Raw genomic sequence first — 20,609 nt, 5'->3', positions numbered from 1 at the left:
GTTTTCTCAAAGTTTATCCTATTAAATAAACTTTGTATTCTTTAATAAGTTATATTTTATCCTGTGAAATGAGCTCAAAAAAAACTATTACATTATTTACTGGAAATTATGCGCCAGAGGACACTGCAATAGGTCTTTATACTTCTCAGTTTGCTGTTTTTTTATCTAACAAAGGATATGATGTTTCTGTCATAACTGGTTTTCCATATTATCCTAAATGGCAAATAGCTGACGAATATCAAAACAAAAATACTTATTTTAATGAAATAATTGATGGTATTACTGTTTTAAGATACAAACAATTTATACCAAAAAATGTATCTTTTGTTGGAAGAATAAAATTAATGTTAAGTCTTTTATGGGGTAATTACATAAATTCAAAAAAAATCAAACAAACAGATCTTGTAATTTGTATTGTTCCGTTTACACTTTCTGTTTTAACGGCTTACTTGTTAGCAAGAAAAACTAAAGCAAAACTTTGGGTACATGTACAAGACTTTGAATTTGATTTAGCTTTTCAATCAGGTGTTTTACACTCAAGTTTTTTAGGGAAAGTGATTAAAAAGAGCGTTTTTTCTTTTGAAAAATACTTGTTAAAAAAAGCTAATGTTTTAAGTACAATTAGTTTTAATATGATTGAAAAATCTAAACAAAAAACAGATTTTAATACTATCTATTATTTCCCAAATTGGATTTCTTCCAAAAACATTAATCCAAATATTGCTAAACAACATCCTTTTATAAATAAAGATAAATTCACACTTTTATACGCTGGTAATATCGGTGAAAAACAAGATTGGAAACTATGTGAAAACGTATGTGAAAAGCTAAATGCAGAAGGTGTAGAAATCGTTATTGTGGGCAATGGTGCGTACGTTGAAAAACTAAAGGCTAAGTTTTTAAAATTTAATTGTATTCGTTTTTATGAACCAATTCCTTATAGCGATTTAAACGATTTATTGTGCAGCGCTGACCTACACTTTCTTTTTCAAAAGACAGATGTTTTAGACACGGTTATGCCGTCTAAAATACTTGGTATGATGGCAAGTGGAAAACCTTCAATCATTACAGGAAACAAAGACTCGGAAGTTTCTCGAATTTTTACTACTAATCAAATTGACGGTTATTTTCATACGGATGAAATTGACCCAATATTAAATTATATTAAAAAACAACAAAACAATAAAATAGCTCTTTTAAATTATGATGAAAAAGCTAAAAACTACGTTCTCGACAATTTTTCTGAAGAAAATATTTTAAAAAATTTTGAAGCTAAAATTAAAGAAGTTTTGGATTAGCCCATATTTCAATCTATCTTCGTTTTATAAATTTAATTCGCTTGAAAATTGATGATTAGTCGTATAATTCGTTAAATCCTTGAACGAATTAAAAATCATTAATTAATCTCCCTTTGAAAAGTTCTGTAACAGCTGGTGCTTGAATAGGATTGTTTTTTAAAACAACGTTTCCAGTAGCATATATACTTCCGGTTAAAGAATTTATAGCATGTATAGTCATATTGTTACTTCCTCTATGATAAAATGATATTGAATTCACAAATAAATTTTCTCCTTGAAACCTACCATTTCCCCACGAAAAAAATACGTGCATAGTATCACTTGTTCCTTTTATATAATAATTAGATACATTATTACTTTCAATATAAAGATTATTACAAGCCACGTCTAAATAAAAATCCCCAGTTCCGGCTCCGTCTGAAATGTCAATTGAATATATTGAAATACTTGGATAACTTAAAACACCATCACTTTTAATATCTTGTTCCGTTTTACAGTGAATTTCTGTTAAAGTAGGAGTAGTCACATACACAACTGTTTGTCCATAATCTCTAGCAATATTGCAGGTAGAATTGTCTTTAACAACCAACATATCACCAACTAACTTCACATCTAAATCACCAATAATATTGTCAGACGTTTTTATTTTTACTTCATAAATTGGACCTTCTTTAAGAACTAATCCTACGCCGTCATAGACTTTTATTTTTGTGAAATTCTCCAAGGGAAATGTTTGCGTAATCTGATTCCCGTTTCCTTTGAAACAATCTTCAGAAATACCACAACTGCTTACTAATACAAGTAAACTTAGTGAAATTATGTAGGTGAAATTTTTCATTATAATCGAATTCCTATAGTTGCTTCAATGGCTTCTGCTCTTGCTCCGTGTGTTTTTAAACCCACACCAGCAAATACATTTTGGTAAAGATAGTATTTTGCACCCAATCGTTGATACAAATCAATTTCATAAGCAAACGGTTTGTATACATAATAACCAACTTGTGCTTCTATCGATAGTTTGTTGATGAATAATTCATAACCTACAAATAATCCCACACGTTTATAATCCACATCCGGATCTGCATAACTTTTGTGTCCTTTTGGGAAGGCTACCGATGCAAACGCAATATAATCTTTCAAATATCTAGAAAAAAACACATCGGTTCCTAGTTGTAAAGCACTTTTTCGACCAATTCGTTTATCTGCATAAAGTCCAATGTGATAAAATTGCCGTTGGCCCAAATGCGGAACGGGTCCTTCTGAAATTCCAGTTCTAAAAGCAATATTATATTTAATTCGTTCTTTATAGGTTTCATTTGAAGGCAAGGAGTCTTTAATAAAAGCCTGTTGATCGTCAAAACTATAATTCAGTCCTATGTTTAATGCGATAGTATTAATACCGCTATTTGGCGCTTTAAATCTTCCATTTGAAAAATGGGTCAACAGCAATCCTGCTTGAAAACCGATTCGATCTATAATATGTTCCTTCTTATATTGTAAAAGAAAATAATTATTGTCCATTATTTTTGTACCAAAAGCGTTGTTTTTATTGTTAGTTTCTTTATCATAAGGGCTGGAAGTCATCCCAATTCCTTGTGAAATTCGAAACATTAAATTACGCTTAAAAAAATAAAAATTATAATGCAAACCCAGCGCGTGATTGACGCCTAAATATTGGTTTTTAAAATCCACATAATGATACGAAATACCATAATCTGGATAATTATATACTTGCTCCCACTCTTTTTTACCAAACGTTTTCCAGTTATAACTCAACATAAAACCATCCGGATGCCCCGTGATTAAATGCCCTACATCATTGGTGTGTTTATAAATATTTCCCCTAAAAAGTTGGGCGTCAAAATAACCCTTTGACGATCCTTGTCCAAAAGATAAAAATACTGAAAACAGAAGGATGACTAACGTTTTGTTCATTTATTAGTAATGTTTTAAACAGTTATTTAAACTTGTTTTCCAATCGTTTATGTTTACACCAAATGTGGCTTTTATTTTTGATTTATCTAAAACACTATAAGCTGGTCTTTTCGCTGGAGTAGGATACAATTTTGTTGAAATTGCCTGTAAATCAATAGTAATATCTTTTTGATGGAAGATTTCACTAGCAAAATCATACCAAGAACATTGCCCTTCGTTACTGAAATTGTAAATTCCGTAATTAGATGCTGAAATGAGTTCAGTATGACAAAACTCAATTATTTTTATTAAAACCTGAGCTAAATCAACAGCGTTTGTTGGTGTACCAATTTGGTCGTTTACTACCGATAAACTTTCGCGTTCCGATGCCAATCGCAACATAGTTTTCATAAAATTGTTCCCAAATTGAGAATATACCCAAGAAGTTCTAATGATAAAATGTTTTTCCCAATGCGCCTGAATCGCTTGTTCTCCTTGTAGTTTTGTTAAACCATACACACCACTTGGAAAAGGCACATCGGTTTCTGTAAGTCCTAAATTGCTTTTTAAAGGCAGTCTAAGTTCTCTATCATAATAGGCAATTCCGTCTAAAAAATAAGCATCAAAAACAAAATCAGTAGAAATATGAATTAGAATCGTATTGCTTTTTTTACACGTAATTGCTAAGTTTTCTGCTCCGTTTGCATTGATATCAAAAGCTTTTGAAGATTCGCTTTCGGCTTTATCAACTGCTGTATAAGCCGCTGTATTGATACAAAAATTAGGTTGATGCTTTTGAAAAACAGCTTCACAATTATTAAGATTTGTAATATCTAAATCGGAAGAACCGCAAAAAATAAAATTAATTGAAGGATAGTGTTCCACAACGGACTGTATAGCTTGACCCACTTGGCCATTGGCACCTGTGACTAAAACTACCATACTTTTTTTGCCTTGTCTAAATTGGGTAAAATCGTATCTTTTTCTGAAATAATCAATTGTTCTGTTGGAAAATTCCAGTCAATATTTAGGGTTGAGTCGTCAAAAATAATTCCACCTTCTGATTCTTTGTTGTAAAAATTATCACATTTATAAAAAAAGGTAGCAGTTTCTGATAAAACTAAAAATCCGTGTGCAAAACCTCTGGGTACAAAAAATTGTTTTTGATTTTCAGCCGATAAAACTACTGCTTCATACTGCCCATAAGTTGCTGAATTAGGACGAATATCTACGGCAACGTCCAAAACTTCTCCTTGCAAAACACGAACTAACTTTGCTTGTGCATGTTCGCCACATTGATAATGCAAACCACGCAAAACACCTTTCGTTGAGAACGATTGATTGTCTTGTACGAAGTGAACGTTTTGTCCCACTTCGTTTAAAAATATTTTTTCATTGAAGCTTTCCATAAAATAACCTCTATCATCCGCGATTATTTTGGGTTCAATAATGTAACAATCTTGTAATTTGGTAGCAGTAAAATTCATAGTTATTTATTAATCAAACTAATTAAATGAGTTCCATAACCACTTTTTAGTAAAGGTTCCGCTAATTTTTCTAATTGTGCCGCATCGATAAATCCCATTTTATAAGCTGCTTCTTCAATTGCACCAATTTTTAAACCTTGGCGTTCTTCAATTACTTGTACAAATTGCCCGGCTTGCATTAATGATTGAAATGTTCCAGTATCTAACCAAGCGGTTCCTCTGTCTAGAATGGAAACTTTTAATTTCGCTTTTTCTAAATATACTTTATTAATGTCTGTAATTTCTAATTCGCCGCGGTGACTAGGTTTTATATTGGCTGCTATTTCTAGGACTTCATTGTCATAAAAATAAATTCCTGGGACAGCGAAATTAGATTTTGGAACTTCTGGTTTTTCTTCTATTGATAATACTTTTCCATTTCCATCAAAATCTACTACACCATATCGTTCCGGATCATTCACGTGATAGGCGTATACAATACCACCATCTGGATTGTTATTAGCTTGTAATAATTCAGCTAAACCAGTTCCGTAAAAAATATTATCCCCTAAAACTAAAGCCACTTTATCCGTTCCTACGAATTCTTTACCAATGATAAAAGCTTCCGCTAAACCATTAGGGTTTTCTTGAACTGCATATTCAAAGCGACAACCTAAACGACTACCATCGCCTAATAATTTTTCAAATAAAGGTAAGTCTTGTGGTGTTGAAATAATCAAAATTTCATTAATTCCAGCCCACATTAAAGTGGATAACGGATAATAAATCATCGGTTTATCATAGATTGGCATCAACTGCTTGCTAACCGCTAATGTTAACGGGTGCAAACGAGTTCCTGATCCTCCTGCTAATATAATTCCTTTCATATTTAACTTTATTTTGATAAGTAGATACCCTATAGATATCCCGTAGATACTCCGTACATAACCCGTATAAACCTAATACAATTTTATTTACTTTTTAAACTTTTCCAAATACCATTCTACGGTTTTGAGAATACCAGTTTCAAAGTTTTCATCGGCTTTCCAACTTAGTTCACTTTCAATTTTTGTCGCATCAATTGCGTAACGTAAATCGTGACCTGGTCTGTCTTTCACAAATGTAATTTGATCTTGATATTTACCTTCAGATTTTGGTTGTAATTCATTCAAAATAGAACAAACAGCATTTACGATATATAAATTATTTCGTTCATTTCTTCCGCCAATATTGTAGGTTTCTCCAGATTTTCCAGTTTTGAATGCTAATTCAATTCCTTTGCAGTGATCTAAAACATATAACCAATCGCGTACATTTTTACCATCTCCATAAATTGGAATAGTTGAACCAGAAATAGCTTTACGAATAATAGTTGGAATCAACTTTTCATCGTGTTGTTTCGGGCCATAATTGTTAGAACAATTGGTGGTAACCACATTCATTCCATACGTATGAAAATAACTTCTTACAATCATATCCGAACCCGCTTTTGAAGCAGAATACGGACTGTTTGGTGCATAAGGGGTGGTCTCTTCAAACAAACCGGTTTCGCCTAATGTTCCATAAACCTCATCGGTAGAAACATGGTGAAAACGAGCATTTTCAAAACCCGTATTGTATTGATTTGGAGCTGACATCCACAGTTTTCTAGCCGAGTCCAAAAGATTAAATGTTCCTAAAACATTAGTTTTAATAAATGCTTCCGGACCTGAAATAGAGTTATCTACATGACTTTCTGCTGCAAAGTGAATTACATTATGAAATTGATAGGTATCAAACAATTGTTTTATAAAGTCATTATCACAAATATCGCCTTGAATAAAAGTATATCTTGGATGATTTTCAACTTCTTTAACGTTTTCTAAATTTCCAGCATAAGTTAGTAAATCCAAGTTAACCAAATGGTATTCCGGATTGTTTTTTATAAAATAGGGAACAAAATTGGCGCCAATAAATCCGGCACCACCAGTTACTAATATATGTTTCATTATGCGTTTACTCTTATTTGTTGTTTTTTATAAATCACTGAAAAATAGTAGATTATAAAATACAATAAAATCAAAATTATGGGGAATAAAATTTTATTGTTTAGTAATAAGGGTTCATAATTTCTTATGTTAATAACACTGCTTTCTTCTTTTATAATTTTGTTGTAAATGTTATCTGTTAATAGAAATTGTTGATTTTCATTGAATAACCTATCTTTCTTTTCTATTAACTCTGGAATACTGTTTTTTTCTGAAATGGAAATTGTACCTGAAGAGCCATTAGATGATAACAAAACAATTAATTTATCAATTTGACTCATCAAAGAATCATTTAAAATTATTTTATCCTTTAAGTTTTTTTGATAAACTTTTTGTTGAATTTCAAAGTAAGGAGAAGAATTAAGATATTTTAATAAAGGAATAATGAATTCATCTTTTTTAAACATACCTTTAGTCAGGATGGAGATTTTATGATTGTAATAATTAATACTTGTAACATTGTCCTTAATGATTTTTTCAAGATTACCATCTTCGGCCATCAATTTTATCAATTCAAAATTATTCTCTTGGTTTTTATTGTTCACAAAGTTATAAATACCTGGATAAGCTTCAATTTCAACACTAAGGATATCTTCATAGTTTTTTATTCCTAATTCTTTGAAAAAAACAGCATCATCTTCCCTAAGTTTCGTATCAACTTGCTCAATTTTTTTATATAAATACTCATTACTTCCAAAATTTGGAATAACCGAAATTTCATGATTATACACTTTAGAATCTAATAAAAAAGCTGCAACAACTCCCACAATAAATAAAACAGCAATGATGATTATTTTCTTTTTGATGAAAAACAGGAAGTCGAAGAAAGCATTAACCATTCCGTTAAAAAAGTTGTTAATTCCTTTACCTATTTGACCTAAATCGATTTCTTGATCTTGAGAATTTGTACTCATTTTTGGTTATTTTGTATTAAAGATTTGTTCTAATATTTTAATGGTAATCAAGTAGGTTGGTTTCACACCTGTTGTTCCTAATCCACCTGAGGCTAAAGTACTTCCTGTTTCCAAAGGATTATCTGAAGCATAGTAAGCATACCTCACTTTCACATTTGGATGAATACTTTTTCTTATTTTTGAAGCCGATTGAATTGCTTTTTGATAATAAGCGCCTTCCATTTCTAATCCGATTGCTTGCCAGGTAGAATCATGGAAAAACTTCAACAAATCTCTATTTTGAAGCGAAGTTCCTAAAACGGTAATCATCGGACCAGCAAAAACAGGAATGTCATTTCCTTCAAACATTTCTTTAGTCAACTCGTTTTCAAAATAATAATTATCGGCTGTTCCTTCATTGACGTGTGCACTTGGAATCATTATATCGCCTTTTCCACCTTGGAGAATTCCTGCTTTTCCCATAATAGAAACTGATTCCACATTTAAGAATACTTTTTCTTTCTTTTCTTCTTTATAAGGTTTTAACAACTCATCGATGGTTTCAAAAGCTTGTTCTCCAAAAGCATAATCCATAACTATCAATACCGGTTTTTCCATTTTTAATTGAGACGATGCAAAAATAGTTTTACTTAAATCGATCTTAGCCGTATCAAAAATCTGAACATCTATATTGGTTCCAGAGGTGTCTGGTAATGAAATCATTCCTTGTTGTAACGCAACATCTTCTACTTTCTTGCGTAACTCTTTGTTTGATGAACTACTTAAGTCTTCAAACATCTGAAATTCCGGAGCGTTTTTGTATTTTTTCCCTATAACAGGTTCTGCAAATATTGAATTCATAACACTGTGCATATTCGCACTGATGATATGTATTGGTCGCTGTAATAAATTGTTTTGTTGTAAAACTTGTTTAATTCTTGTTGCCCAAATATCTCCATAAATGTGATGTCCTAAACGTTCTCTTAAAATTGGACTAAACGTTATGGTTCTTTTGTTATTATCTACCACTTCCTCCATCGCTAATTTCCCTAACCAATACACCACGTGTAAAAAACGATCGGGTGCTTCTGGCGTAGCGAAATCATCATAAATATCTTGCACTTTAGCGAAAGTTCTTCCCAATACATTAGCTGCGTGAGAGATCGCTTTTTCGCGCTCCACTAAACTTAATTTCTTAGTTTGTTTAACGGCTGATTCTAGTTTTTGCCAATCGCGAGAAACCGTTCCTTCTTCATCTATTAAAACTTTATCTTTAATTTTATGAGATTCGATGAAAATGAAAGTCAAATGTGTTAAAATATCATAAATGTCTGAACGACCTCTTGTAATTTCTACGTTCATTTGCTCATCGTCAATTCGGTAACAATTTCTTTTTCTTTTTGGCGGAACAATCGCCTTAAAATGTGAGTTCGAATAGCCTTCATCTGACGTTAAATTGATGTAACGGCATTCTTCAATTCCTATTGGTAAACGTTCAATAACGTATAATAATCCATTTAATTCTACTTTTTCTTCAGCAATAGATCCGTAAATTTCTGGTCGAAGCGCTAATAAAGCTTCGCGTAAAGTTTCTCCTGAAATTCCCATTGGTTTATAAAAACCTCTGTTGAATAAATGTCTCATCGTTATGTACAGTCGCTCAATAGCTGCTGAGGACTCTTGCGCTCTAGAGCGCGAAATGTTTTTAATGTCTTTCATTATATAATGTTTATCTAACCTGCAAAAGTACAATTTATTTTTAGTTACTTAAAATTAGATTAATTGAAGGTTCATAAATTTGTAAATCTTTTTGAAAATCAGCACTTAATTTAGTCCATTTACCATAAGCATAGGTATAGAAATTAGCTCTTTCTACGAAATTATACAAGACATAAGGTTGGTATTTGGTTCCGGTTTTGTTGCTTTCAATTAATAGTTTTTCATAAGCTACAAATAATCCGTTTTTAGGAAAAACCAAATCATAAGCTTCAACTGAAAAATGATGCTTGATCACTCCTTTTTTTAAATTAACGATAAGATCTTTGGTTAGCAATTCCGGACCCGGTGCACCATTTTCATCCACACTATAAAAGTGCAGTTTTATTGTAGCGTTATCTATTCTACTATCTGTGAAAATTGTAATTTCTTTAATGTATTTGGTTTTGGTGTAAGAAGCTTGATAAGGAAAATACTTGGCTTCTACTTTTGGCCCATTATCAAACGATTGAAAAATGGCGTTTTTGATGTTTCCTATTTCCACTTGTTTGGATTGTTTTTTGTCTAAAAGAATTACTTCATCCAATTCATAAGCAATCGGATTCAATTGAACTAAACTAACATTTGTTCCTTTCAATTTCTTTTTTTCATAGCCTAAAACGGAAAAAACAATGTTTTTATCTTGTTTCACATCCAAAGAAAAACGTCCATCGGCTTCAGAAGTGGTTCCAATCGTTTCATTTTCTACCCAAATGTTCACATACGAAATCGGTTCGCCCGAAATGCTGTCTTTGACCACGCCTTTGATTTGTGAAAAAGCAATTTGCGAAACACTAAAAAAAATTAAAGTCAGTATCTTTTCTCTCATCCTATTTAAAAAAATCAGCAATTTTTCGGTCATTAGAAAGTCTTGGTAATTTATTCTGACCGCCTAGTTTTCCAATGGATTTCATATACTCTTGAAAGCCGTTTTTTACTACTTTTTTGATGACAAGCGTTCGCAAGACATTGCCTACAATCAAATCATCGTAATAAGCGTTTTGTTTTCGCATTGCATTGTCTATTCTTAAGGCAAAATCTTCCAAATTGTCGGGTTCGTTTTCAAATTCAATGAACCATTCGTGATAAGGAAATCCTGAATCTGGATTGATTTGTGGTGCCACCGTAAATTCATTCACACGAACATCCGTTTCTTGCATCGCCTCTTGCAAAGCCGCTTCGACTTCTTTACCAATCACGTGTTCACCAAAAGCAGAAATATAATGTTTAATGCGGCCCGAAACGATGATTCGATAAGGTTTCAAACTTGTAAACTGAATGGTATCACCAATATTATAGCCCCAAAGTCCGGCATTTGTAGAAATGATTAATACATAATTTACGCCCAATTCCACTTCACCAATTGTATAGCGTCTTGGATTTCCATCGAAAAATTCTGTAGTTTTTATGAATTCGTAGAAAATTCCTGAATTCAACAACAACAACATTCCTTCTTTATTTACAATGTTGAAATTATGCGATTGATATGCGAAAAATCCTTCAGAAGCCGGAAATAACTCAATAGAATCCACTTTTCTTCCAATTAAATTTTCAAATTTAGCCCGATAAGGTTCGTAATTAACACCGCCATAAATGAATAAATTAAAGTTCTTAAAAATCTCACCAACTGGTTTATTCGCTTTTTCTTTTAATTTTTCAAAATACATTTGCACCCAAGACGGAATTCCTGAAATCACCGACATATTTTCGTTGATGGTTTCCGCTACGATTGCATTTACTTTGGTTTCCCAGTCTTCAATGCAATTGGTTTCCAAACTCGGCATTCTATTTTTTTGGAGATATTTCGGAACAAAATGAGCAACAATTCCGGATAATCGTCCGAGTTTAATACCGTTTTGTTCTTCCAAAAGTGGACTTCCTTGTAAGAAAATCATTTTACCGGTTACAAAATCAGCTTTACCCGTTTGATAAATATATCCTAAAATGGCATTTCGAGCGGCTTCAATGTGAAAAGGCATCGATTCCGCTGTTAGTGGAATATATTTAGCTCCGGAAGTGGTTCCAGAAGTTTTAGCAAAATAAAGTGGTTTTCCTTTCCAAAGCACATTGGCTTCTCCTTTTACAACGCGATCCACATAAGATTTCAAACCTTCATAATCGCGAACCGGCACTTTCTTAGCGAAATCAGCATACGTTTTAATATTCGAAAAATCGTGGTCTTTTCCAAATTCCGTTTGAGCCGCTTCCCGAAGTAAAGCTTCAAAAACTTTTTGTTGTGTTTCTACAGGATTTGTAACCCATTTCTGAGTTTTAGTATGAATTCTTTTGGCAAATAATTTCGCCGCGAATGCTTTAATAGCCATCTTAATTGAAATTGATAAATTGAGTGGGGTCAATTGGGAAACCGTCTTTCCACAATTCGAAAACAAGCGTTACACCCATATTTTGAACGGTATTTGAATTGCCTGCTAATGCAATAACTTCACCTGATTTGACAATATTTCCTTGTTTTTTAGTAGTTGAAGCTGCATTTTTATAAACTGATAAAATATCATCCTTGTGGTGCACAATAATTACATACCCTGAACTCGGGGTCCAATCGGAAAAAATTACTGTTCCAGCTGCAACTGATTTTATTGGCGTATTACTCGTTAATGCAATCTTAACGGCTAAATGTTTATTCAAAGCGTTATAATTTTGTAAAATAGCTCCTTGAGCAGGTGCAAACATTACAAAACTAACCTTTGGTTTAGAAGATTCAAACACATTATATTTATCTTCTTTAATCACTTGATTTATTAATTCTCTTTCTTTTGTAGTTGCCAGAAGTCCAGTTTCATCATTTTTAGAAATATCAGCCGCAGCAATAGAATCTTTATTGAGTTTCGCATATTCTAAATCGCCTGTCAATACTTTTTTTATGGAAGCAATGTAAGCGTTATTCACTTTTACCATTTTTTCTAAAGAGTCTGATTTAATGGCCATTTCCATAGCTTCTTGCTTCAATTTTGTAGAAGCATAACCCGGAATATATTCGCGAAGATCTGTGAATGCTATAATATAAGTCGTCGTAATTATGATTAAAATAGCTCCGATTGTTCCCACAACAAATACATTCATTAAGTTTAATTTTAATGAAAAAGTTTCCTCAAAAGTATCTTCATTAAGAATTATTAACCTTCTTTTATTGAATAATTTTCGTTGGAGTATTTGGCGTTTTACCTTCTTTTTAGCCATTTTAAAACGGTTTATACCACAAATATACTAAATACAACGTGTTTGTAATTTTAAACAACATAATAATTAGTTAAAAAATAATCATTTGTATATTTCTTTATATCTTTGTACTTTAAATTATATGTAATTATGAATACATTATCTATATTTTTAGGAGCTATTGGTCCTATGCAAATTGTTTTAGTAATTGCTCTTGTGGTTTTACTTTTTGGTGGGAAAAAAATTCCTGAATTAATGAAAGGAATTGGATCGGGAATTAAGGAGTTTAAAAACGCTGCTAAAGACGATGATCAACCGGCTAATTCTAGAAAAGAAGAAGAAGAAAAAATTAAAGAATAAAACCTATGGTTGGTTTAAGTACTTTTGGTCCGGTTCAATTTATAATCGTGTTTTTTTCCTTAATACTTCCAGTCGCCTTATTTTTTATTGGTTTTTATTTGGGTAAAAAATCAGGTTATTCTAAAAGAATTGAAGAAGAGCAAACTAGAAAATAGTTTTGCTTTGAAATTAGAAAATTCCAAATTCCAAACGTTACTAAGGTAAGTTTTGGAATTTGGAATTTTTTTGTTGCTACAAAACCATCGTCAACTGAATGCGTTTTCTCGCTTCATCGACCTCAACCACTTTGACTTGCACGTGTTGGTGCATTTTTACAACTTCGTTTACATCCGAAACAAAACCTTCTTTCAATTGGGATATGTGAACCAAGCCACTTTCTTTAATTCCCAAATCTACAAAACATCCAAAAGCCGTAATGTTATTCACAATTCCTGGTAAAATTTGTCCTGTTTTTAAATCTTTAATGGAACGAACGTTTGGATCAAATTCAAATATTTTGGCTGCTTTCCTTGGATCTAATCCTGGCTTTTCTAATTCTTTAAGAATGTCTTTTAAACCTAAAATTCCAATTTCGGGTGTGATATAATTTTCAGGTTTTACTTTAGCGATTGATTCCTTGTTGGCGATTAATTCTGTGGTTTTAATTCCTAAATCTTTAGCCATTTTCTCTACAATTTTATAAGCTTCCGGATGTACTGCCGAATTATCTAACGGATTTTTTCCGTCTTTAATTCTAATAAATGCTGCGGCTTGTTGGAACGCTTTTTCGCCCAAACGCGGTACTTTTTTCAATTCTTTTCGATCTTGAAATGGACCATTTTCTGAACGATAGGCTACAATGTTCTCAGCCATTTTCGCGCCAATTCCAGAAACATAACTTAATAAAGATTTACTTGCGGTGTTGATGTTAATTCCGACTGAATTCACACAACTAATTACCGTGCTATCAAGAGCAGTTTGTAATTTTGTTTGATCGACATCGTGTTGGTATTGCCCCACTCCTATTGATTTTGGATCGATTTTCACCAATTCCGCCAACGGATCGGATAATCTTCGTCCGATAGAAACCGAACCTCTGACCGTTACATCGTAATTAGAAAACTCTTCACGAGCAATTTTACTCGCCGAATACACCGATGCACCAGCTTCTGAAACCACAAAAACTTGAACCGGTTTATCAAATGCAATTTTCTTGATGAAAAACTCCGTTTCGCGTGAAGCGGTTCCGTTTCCAATCGAAATGGCTTCTATATTATAAGCGTTGACCATCGAACGAATTTTTTTCATCGCCATTGCACTTTCGTTTTGAGGAGCGTGCGGATAAATGGTTTCGTTGTTCAATAAATCGCCTTTTTCATCCAAACAAACCACTTTACAACCCGAGCGATAACCCGGATCAATCGCTAAAATTCGCTTTTCACCTAAGGGCGGTGCTAACAACAATTGACGCAAATTTTCAGAAAAAACATCAATTGCTTTAATATCGGCTTTTGCTTTCGCTTCTTGCAAGGTTTCGTTTGAAATTGCGGGTTCTAATAAGCGTTTGTAACTGTCTTTTATCGCTAATTCTAAATGGGAAGTAGCATCAGATTTTTTGTTTTTGATGATGTTTTCTTCAATGAAACTAAGGGCTTCTTCTCTATCGATAGCCACATTTAATTTCACAAATCCTTCGTTTTCAGCACGAAGCATCGCTAATAATCGGTGTGAAGGCGTTTTTGAAATCGGTTCTGCCCAATCGAAATATTGTACAAATTTCTGCGCATTTTCGTCGTCTTTTTTAGCTTTTACCACTTTCGTAATTACTTCCGCTTGCCGCTGAAATACACGACGTAAACTTTTTCGAATGTAAATGTTTTCATTAATCCATTCGGCAATAATGTCTCTTGCTCCTTGCAATGCATCATCTTCATTAACTACTTTATCGTTCAAATATTTAGAAGCAATAGAATCGATAGCATCGCTATTTTGTGCCATAATGATTTTGGCCAACGGCTCTAATCCGTTTTCACGAGCGGTATCTGCTTTTGTTTTTCTGGTTTTTTTATAAGGCAAATAAAAGTCTTCCAACTCTTGTAAATCATAACTGTTTTCAATTTTCGATTTCAATTCGGGAGAAAGTGCATTTTGTTCTACAATCGATTTTAAAATGCTTTCTTTTCGCTTGTTGATTTCTTCAAATTGCTTGTTTAATTTGGCGATTGTTTCAATTTGAACTTCGTCTAAATTTCCAGTAAAGTCTTTTCGATAGCGGGAAATAAAGGGAATTGTACAATCTTCAGAAAGTAATTGTAGCGTATTTTCAATGCTTTTAACAGCAATATTGGTTTGGTTTTGAATGAATTGAATCGTTGTCATTTTTTTAAATATGCTTATTTTATACTAATAAATCCAAATAGTTTTGTTTGTTTATTACTTCGAAAGTAGCTTCTGGGTAGGCTTTTGAAAAAGCTATTGGAATTTTTGATTTTTTCCTTTCATTCCATTTGAATTCAAATCCGGCTAGCGTTTCTGCTCTTTCTTCTAACCAATCTAATTCTTGTTGATCATAAGTTCGCCAAAAATAGTTAATGCTATCCAATTTTTAGTAAATCTATTTTTTAATTCGTTCCGATGCTAAATAATTTTTCTATAGATAATAAACTAATGTAAATTGCGTCAACCTATTGACTGAATTATCAAAATTAAACAGTTTAATTTGAAATTTTTAAAAAGGAATATAGTAGTATATTTGAAAAAATTATAAAAATGCCTTTCGTTTTAGCTTTACTTCTTTTGATAAACTTAATAACATTTAGTGTTTTTGGTTATGACAAACGATTGGCGAAAAATAGAGAACATAGAGTTTCTGAAAAAAGTTTATTTCTATTAATGCTATTTGGAGGAACGATTGGAGGTTTATTGGCGATGCTGGTATTTCGACACAAAACAAAAAAAACTTCTTTTAAATTAATAGTATTCGGAATTATAGTAATTCAACTGGCTCTAGTTTATTTTGGATTGGATTATTTTACAGTTTAAAAATCAGTGCTATTCTTCGTATTTGTAATTTCGCTTCATAAAATTTAATGCTGCTTCTACCACTTCGCCCATTGAATTTGCTTTTTTGAATTCGATGTCTAATGAATATTGATACACTTCTTCTTTGAGTTGTTCTACGTGTTCTTTTGGTGCTAATTGTGTGTTTTTCATAGCCAACATCAAATCGTTTATTCGGGTTTCTGAATCGCTTAATCTTTTAACTAATACTGAACGTTCTTCATTTTGATATTGCTCAATCGCATTCTGATTTAATTTGTCTTGCACCAATTTACTATACAAATAATTTTCTTTGAACAAGAACGGTTTATACAGCTTAAAACTTCCTTCATAACTTTGTTGATCAAAATCGATGGCTCTAATTTTAAACACCAATTGATCAAAATCATAAATAGGAATAATCACGAAATTATACGACCGCATATCGCCAAGAAGGCCAATCATACAGCGTTCATTGAACTTCACAAATTGTTTAGCTATCTGTGCTTTTTCGTGTTCCGTACATTTTTTTAAGTTATTTTCAAGAAAAGCATCGCCCGGAATTCCTAAAATATGTTCTTCAATCAACGTATCTTTAAATACCAAGTAATTAATTCTATTTGGCGATAAAATATGCTCTAATTCTAAACCAAAAATACGCGAAGCATCGGCTTTTTTGATGTAAAAATGCGTGTAATTATCATTTAAAATATTTCGAACTTTGATACGAAAAGGCTTCGAATTTCCAAAAGTGCAAAAATCAATTTCATCTACACTTAAGAAGTCGAAATTACTCTCATTTCCATCAGAATGTAACAGCGTATAAATTTTCTTAAGAGAACGATCTATTTCTACGCGTTCATATTCGTTATAATAAACTCGTATCCATAAAGTATCCTTTCCGTTTTTATCATACACATCGATTGCGCCTTGAAAACGTAGTAAATCGTCATAAAAAACATTGGTTTTTGTAACTCTTTTATACTTTTCAAGATACGTTCTTAGTTCATCATTTATCGGATAATATTCTTTTTTAAACTGTGGTTTATTTTCGCTCATTAAAATTTTAGGTCTTAATTGGTAAATTTAACGAATAAAGCTGTCCCAAAAAATGAAACAGCTTTATAATTTATATTTAAAAAATTTATTGCAGTTGAATTACACAATCATCTTGTTCAATCATTGCTTTTTCTTTTAGCACTACTTTATAAATTGTTCCTGCTTTTGGAGCACAAATAGTGGTTTCCATTTTCATAGCTTCAATGATGAACAAAGGCGTATCTTTTTCTATTTTATCTCCTTCAGCTACTAAAATTTTAAGTAAACTTCCTTGTAATGGCGCACCAATATCATTTGGTCCGCTGGCTTTTGCATTAGTAACTTTTACCGATTTTACAGCATTATCTTTCACCAATACATTCCTTGTTTGACCATTCATTTGGAAAAATACTTCTCTAAAACCATCTTCATTAGGTTCGCCCATATAGCGTAATTTGATGATGATGTTTTTTCCTAAATCTAAGTTTACAATAATTTCTTCATTTGGTTTTAAAGGATAATAGAAGCTTTTTGTAGGTAACTTTTCAACCCTTCCGAAATGCTTTCTAAAATTATAAAAATCTTCGAAAACCTTTGGAAACATTATGTAAGACAATAAATCTTCGGTAGTTAATTTATCATCGAATTTTTCGTGAAGTTCTTTTAATTGGACTTCAAAATCAATTGGTTTTAAATGGGCATTTGGTTTTTCGGTGTATGGTTGCTCTTTCTTTAAAATTAGTTTTTGTAATTCTTTTGGAAAACCTAAATACGGTTGCCCTAAATCACCTCTAAAAAGTTGTTTTACCGATTCTGGAAAAGCCAAAGTATCGCCTTTTTCTAAGACTTCTTGAGCCGTTAAATTATTAGAAGTCATAAATAAAGCCATATCACCAACTACTTTTGAAGAAGGCGTTACTTTTACAATGTCGCCAAACAATTGATTGACAACTTTGTAATTTTCTTTAATGGTTTCAAATTTATCTTCTAAGCCTAAACCTCTTGCTTGTGGTAATAAATTTGAATATTGTCCGCCTGGAATTTCGTGATCATATACTTCGGCAGTTCCTGCTTTTAATTCACTTTCAAACGGATAATAATATTCGCGAACCACTTCAAAATAATTCGAATATTCGTTTAATTTTTTAAGATCAATCGGATTTTCTCTTTCCGAACCTTGTAAAGCAGCAACTAGTGAGTTGAAATTTGGTTGCGAAGTTAAGCCACTCATCGAGGCCAAAGCAACATCTACAACATCAACTCCAGCTTCAATTGCTTTTAAATAAGTTGTTGATTGAATCGAAGAAGTATCGTGTGTATGCAAGTGAATCGGAATTGAAATGTGCTTTTTCAACTCGGTAATCAACACTTGAGCCGCATAAGGTTTAAGTAAACCCGCCATATCTTTAATCGCCAACATATGTGCTCCGGCAGCTTCTAATTCCTTCGCCAAGTTCACATAATAATCTAAGTTGAATTTCTGGCGTTCAGGATTTAAAATGTCTCCGGTATAGCAAATACAAGCTTCTGCGATAGCATTTGTTTTTTCGTTAACGATTTTTATACTGTGTTTCATACCTTCAATCCAGTTTAGGGAATCGAAAATTCGGAACACATCGATACCGTTTTCGGCACTTTTAATGATAAATTGTTCTAAAACATTATCTGGATAAGCGGAATATCCCACGGCATTACTTCCTCTAAATAACATTTGAAGCAATACATTTGGAGCTGCTTTTCGAATCGCTCTTAAACGTTCCCACGGATCTTCATGCAGAAAACGCATCGTAACATCAAAAGTAGCTCCGCCCCAAACTTCTAATGAAAAAAGTTGTGGGAAATTTTTAGCCATTCCTTCCGTAACTTTTAAAATATCGTAATTACGTAAACGCGTTGCGAAAAGCGATTGATGTGCATCACGCAAAGTGGTATCGGTATAGAAAATCTTCTTTTCGTTTTTAATGTATTGGATGAATTTTTCTCTACCCATTTCATTTAATAAATCCTTCGTTCCTTTAGGAAATTCAGCTTGTGGAACTTGTGGCACTAAAGGTTTTCTAAATACTTTATCGGTATCTACTTTTTTAACATCAGGATGACCATTTACTTTTACCTCAGCTAAATATTTGATTAATTTGGTTCCTCTGTCTTGCGAATATCCTTGACGAGGTTTTAATAAATGTTGATTTTCTGGAATAAAATTAACCGTTGCTTCGCCATTTCTAAAGGTTTCATTAGACATTACATTGGTTAAAAACGGAATATTTGTTTTTACACCTCTAATTCTAAATTCTTCTAAAGTTCTTCTCAATCGGTCCGAAGCTCCTTTTAAAGTTCGGCCACTGGATGAAACTTTTACCAACATCGAATCGAAAAATGGCGAAATTGTTACGCCTGAATAACAACTTCCTTCGTCTAAACGAATTCCGTAACCTCCTGCATTTCGATAAGCGATAATAGTTCCGTAATCAGGTTTGAAGTCGTTTTCTGTATCTTCCGTGGTGATTCTACATTGAATTGCCCAACCTTTACAAGGAATATCTTCTTGTTTTTGAATAAATATTTGACTGTGCGATAAAGGATGACCCGCCGCAATAATAAGTTGGGAACGAACAATATCAATTCCGGTAATTTCTTCCGTAATGGTGTGCTCTACTTGAATTCTTGGATTTACTTCGATAAAGTAAATATTTTCTTCTTGGTCTACTAAAAACTCAACCGTTCCGGCATTGTTATAATTGACATATTTTGCAATTTTAATCGCATAATCATATAATTTCTGCTTGGTTTCTTGCTTTAAAATCGAAGGAGCAATTTCAATTACTTTTTGAAAACGTCTTTGAACGGAACAATCTCTTTCGTATAAATGAACTACATTTCCGTGATTATCACCTAATATTTGTACTTCAATATGTTTTGGATTTTCGATGAATTTTTCTATAAAAACAGTATCATCGCCAAATGATTTTAAAGCTTCACTTTTTGCATTTACAAAAGCAGTTTTCATTTCTTCGGCATTGCGAATTACACGCATTCCTCGTCCGCCACCGCCAGCCGCAGCTTTTAACATAATTGGAAAACCAATTGCAGTTGCTTCGTTTATAGCATCTTCTACCGTTACTAATTTTATTTTTGAATCTTGAATTAACGGAACACCAATGGCTCTGGCCACTTTTTTTGCTTCAACTTTATCGCCTAATTGCAACATTGCTTCAATTCGTGGACCAACGAAAACAATTCCTTCTTCTAAACATCGTTTGGCTAAAGATACATTTTCAGATAAAAAACCATAACCAGGATGAATGGCATCAACCTGATTTTCTTTGGCTACTTTAATGATTTCTTCAATATCTAAATAAGGTTTGATGGATTCTGTGTCATCACCAATTTGAAAACTTTGATCGGCTTTGTAGCGATGTAAAGAGTAGCGATCTTCAAAAGTATACACCGCAACAGTTTGAATTCTTAATTCGGTCGCTGCACGAAATACACGAATAGCAATTTCTCCTCTGTTTGCAACAAGGAGTTTTTTAATAGTTAAAGTAGTTGACATAGTTGTTTGGTTCTAGTTATAGAATGTAAATGTATAAAAAATATACTATGCGTGCATAATATATTTTTGTTATACAATATTTTACCTTTAAAGATACATCTAAAGTTTTA

Annotated in this window: 18 protein-coding genes; 3 read left to right on the top strand and 15 right to left on the bottom strand. The window is 32.5% G+C overall.

All coding sequences use genetic code 11. The features are described from left to right. The first annotated feature begins 68 nt into the window (after positions 1–68). Complete coding sequence (locus T1L09_RS11885) at positions 69–1,298, top strand: glycosyltransferase (RefSeq protein ID WP_322551182.1); 1,230 nt, start codon at positions 69–71, stop codon at positions 1,296–1,298. 88 nt (positions 1,299–1,386) lie between these two features. Here the strand turns inward: T1L09_RS11885 and T1L09_RS11880 are convergent, their stop codons facing one another. From T1L09_RS11880 to T1L09_RS11830, 11 genes are all read right to left on the bottom strand, one after another. Next, complete coding sequence (locus T1L09_RS11880; RefSeq protein WP_322551181.1) at positions 1,387–2,136, bottom strand: head GIN domain-containing protein; 750 nt, start codon at positions 2,134–2,136, stop codon at positions 1,387–1,389. Then, complete coding sequence (locus T1L09_RS11875; protein ID WP_322551180.1) at positions 2,136–3,233, bottom strand: acyloxyacyl hydrolase; 1,098 nt, start codon at positions 3,231–3,233, stop codon at positions 2,136–2,138. The genes T1L09_RS11880 and T1L09_RS11875 overlap by 1 nt, the downstream gene beginning before the upstream one ends. Positions 3,234–3,236: 3 nt before the next feature. Next, the gene (rfbD, locus tag T1L09_RS11870; RefSeq protein ID WP_322551179.1) at positions 3,237–4,154 is read right to left on the bottom strand and encodes a dTDP-4-dehydrorhamnose reductase; all 918 of its coding nucleotides are present in this window, start codon (positions 4,152–4,154) and stop codon (positions 3,237–3,239) included. Further along, the gene (gene rfbC, locus T1L09_RS11865; RefSeq protein ID WP_322551178.1) at positions 4,148–4,699 is read right to left on the bottom strand and encodes a dTDP-4-dehydrorhamnose 3,5-epimerase; all 552 of its coding nucleotides are present in this window, start codon (positions 4,697–4,699) and stop codon (positions 4,148–4,150) included. Before rfbC ends, rfbD begins: the two co-directional genes overlap by 7 nt. Before the next feature lie 2 nt (positions 4,700–4,701). Then, positions 4,702–5,565, bottom strand: a complete 864-nt coding sequence (gene rfbA, locus T1L09_RS11860) for a glucose-1-phosphate thymidylyltransferase RfbA (protein WP_322551177.1) — start codon at positions 5,563–5,565, stop codon at positions 4,702–4,704. Positions 5,566–5,652: 87 nt separating this feature from the next. Continuing rightward, on the bottom strand, positions 5,653–6,666 hold the full coding sequence (gene rfbB / locus T1L09_RS11855) for a dTDP-glucose 4,6-dehydratase (RefSeq protein ID WP_322551176.1): 1,014 nt from the start codon (positions 6,664–6,666) through the stop codon (positions 5,653–5,655). Continuing rightward, a complete protein-coding gene (locus T1L09_RS11850) occupies positions 6,666–7,619 on the bottom strand; it encodes a hypothetical protein (protein WP_322551175.1) in 954 nt (317 codons plus the stop codon). The genes rfbB and T1L09_RS11850 overlap by 1 nt, the downstream gene beginning before the upstream one ends. 6 nt (positions 7,620–7,625) lie before the next feature. After that, positions 7,626–9,317, bottom strand: a complete 1,692-nt coding sequence (locus T1L09_RS11845; RefSeq protein WP_322551174.1) for a DUF6909 family protein — start codon at positions 9,315–9,317, stop codon at positions 7,626–7,628. Between the two features lie 40 nt (positions 9,318–9,357). Then, a complete protein-coding gene (locus T1L09_RS11840) occupies positions 9,358–10,182 on the bottom strand; it encodes a carboxypeptidase-like regulatory domain-containing protein (protein ID WP_322551173.1) in 825 nt (274 codons plus the stop codon). Position 10,183: 1 nt separating this feature from the next. Continuing rightward, positions 10,184–11,677 carry a GH3 auxin-responsive promoter family protein gene (locus tag T1L09_RS11835; RefSeq protein ID WP_322551172.1) on the bottom strand — a complete coding sequence of 498 codons (1,494 nt, stop codon included), beginning with the start codon at positions 11,675–11,677 and terminating at the stop codon, positions 10,184–10,186. Position 11,678: 1 nt separating this feature from the next. Continuing rightward, complete coding sequence (locus tag T1L09_RS11830; RefSeq protein ID WP_322551171.1) at positions 11,679–12,551, bottom strand: murein hydrolase activator EnvC family protein; 873 nt, start codon at positions 12,549–12,551, stop codon at positions 11,679–11,681. Between the two features lie 129 nt (positions 12,552–12,680). Here T1L09_RS11830 and T1L09_RS11825 point away from each other — a divergent pair, with 129 nt between their 5' ends. Beyond that, complete coding sequence (locus T1L09_RS11825) at positions 12,681–12,890, top strand: twin-arginine translocase TatA/TatE family subunit (protein ID WP_322551170.1); 210 nt, start codon at positions 12,681–12,683, stop codon at positions 12,888–12,890. Between the two features lie 231 nt (positions 12,891–13,121). Here T1L09_RS11825 and T1L09_RS11820 read toward each other — a convergent pair whose 3' ends face one another. Continuing rightward, positions 13,122–15,248 (bottom strand): Tex family protein, encoded by a 2,127-nt coding sequence (locus T1L09_RS11820; RefSeq protein ID WP_322551169.1) that lies wholly within the window; start codon positions 15,246–15,248, stop codon positions 13,122–13,124. A 19-nt stretch (positions 15,249–15,267) separates the two neighbouring features. Next, positions 15,268–15,471 (bottom strand): hypothetical protein, encoded by a 204-nt coding sequence (locus tag T1L09_RS11815; protein WP_322551168.1) that lies wholly within the window; start codon positions 15,469–15,471, stop codon positions 15,268–15,270. A 167-nt stretch (positions 15,472–15,638) separates the two neighbouring features. Between T1L09_RS11815 and T1L09_RS11810 the strand changes: the two genes are divergently transcribed. Then, positions 15,639–15,911 carry a DUF1294 domain-containing protein gene (locus tag T1L09_RS11810; RefSeq protein ID WP_322551167.1) on the top strand — a complete coding sequence of 91 codons (273 nt, stop codon included), beginning with the start codon at positions 15,639–15,641 and terminating at the stop codon, positions 15,909–15,911. 9 nt (positions 15,912–15,920) lie between these two features. Here T1L09_RS11810 and T1L09_RS11805 read toward each other — a convergent pair whose 3' ends face one another. Both T1L09_RS11805 and T1L09_RS11800 read right to left on the bottom strand, forming a co-directional pair. Beyond that, a complete protein-coding gene (locus T1L09_RS11805) occupies positions 15,921–16,967 on the bottom strand; it encodes a hypothetical protein (RefSeq protein WP_322551166.1) in 1,047 nt (348 codons plus the stop codon). 85 nt (positions 16,968–17,052) lie between these two features. Beyond that, on the bottom strand, positions 17,053–20,499 hold the full coding sequence (locus T1L09_RS11800; RefSeq protein WP_322551165.1) for a pyruvate carboxylase: 3,447 nt from the start codon (positions 20,497–20,499) through the stop codon (positions 17,053–17,055). Between the last annotated feature and the right edge of the window lie 110 nt (positions 20,500–20,609).

The organism is Flavobacterium psychraquaticum, from assembly GCF_034497725.1.
Classification (GTDB): Bacteria; Bacteroidota; Bacteroidia; order Flavobacteriales; family Flavobacteriaceae; genus Flavobacterium; species Flavobacterium psychraquaticum.
This window is presented reverse-complemented; position numbering and strand designations above follow the sequence as displayed.

Excerpts from the sequence above, each read along its gene's own strand:
- T1L09_RS11885 (WP_322551182.1), top strand. The coding sequence starts at position 69 with ATGAGCTCAAAAAAAACTATTACATTATTTACTGGAAATTATGCGCCA.
- T1L09_RS11880 (WP_322551181.1), bottom strand. The coding sequence starts at position 2,136 with ATGAAAAATTTCACCTACATAATTTCACTAAGTTTACTTGTATTAGTA.
- T1L09_RS11875 (WP_322551180.1), bottom strand. The coding sequence starts at position 3,233 with ATGAACAAAACGTTAGTCATCCTTCTGTTTTCAGTATTTTTATCTTTT.
- rfbD (WP_322551179.1), bottom strand. The coding sequence starts at position 4,154 with ATGGTAGTTTTAGTCACAGGTGCCAATGGCCAAGTGGGTCAAGCTATA.
- rfbC (WP_322551178.1), bottom strand. The coding sequence starts at position 4,699 with ATGAATTTTACTGCTACCAAATTACAAGATTGTTACATTATTGAACCC.
- rfbA (WP_322551177.1), bottom strand. The coding sequence starts at position 5,565 with ATGAAAGGAATTATATTAGCAGGAGGATCAGGAACTCGTTTGCACCCG.
- rfbB (WP_322551176.1), bottom strand. The coding sequence starts at position 6,666 with ATGAAACATATATTAGTAACTGGTGGTGCCGGATTTATTGGCGCCAAT.
- T1L09_RS11850 (WP_322551175.1), bottom strand. The coding sequence starts at position 7,619 with ATGAGTACAAATTCTCAAGATCAAGAAATCGATTTAGGTCAAATAGGT.
- T1L09_RS11845 (WP_322551174.1), bottom strand. The coding sequence starts at position 9,317 with ATGAAAGACATTAAAAACATTTCGCGCTCTAGAGCGCAAGAGTCCTCA.
- T1L09_RS11840 (WP_322551173.1), bottom strand. The coding sequence starts at position 10,182 with ATGAGAGAAAAGATACTGACTTTAATTTTTTTTAGTGTTTCGCAAATT.
- T1L09_RS11835 (WP_322551172.1), bottom strand. The coding sequence starts at position 11,677 with ATGGCTATTAAAGCATTCGCGGCGAAATTATTTGCCAAAAGAATTCAT.
- T1L09_RS11830 (WP_322551171.1), bottom strand. The coding sequence starts at position 12,551 with ATGGCTAAAAAGAAGGTAAAACGCCAAATACTCCAACGAAAATTATTC.
- T1L09_RS11825 (WP_322551170.1), top strand. The coding sequence starts at position 12,681 with ATGAATACATTATCTATATTTTTAGGAGCTATTGGTCCTATGCAAATT.
- T1L09_RS11820 (WP_322551169.1), bottom strand. The coding sequence starts at position 15,248 with ATGACAACGATTCAATTCATTCAAAACCAAACCAATATTGCTGTTAAA.
- T1L09_RS11810 (WP_322551167.1), top strand. The coding sequence starts at position 15,639 with ATGCCTTTCGTTTTAGCTTTACTTCTTTTGATAAACTTAATAACATTT.
- T1L09_RS11805 (WP_322551166.1), bottom strand. The coding sequence starts at position 16,967 with ATGAGCGAAAATAAACCACAGTTTAAAAAAGAATATTATCCGATAAAT.
- T1L09_RS11800 (WP_322551165.1), bottom strand. The coding sequence starts at position 20,499 with ATGTCAACTACTTTAACTATTAAAAAACTCCTTGTTGCAAACAGAGGA.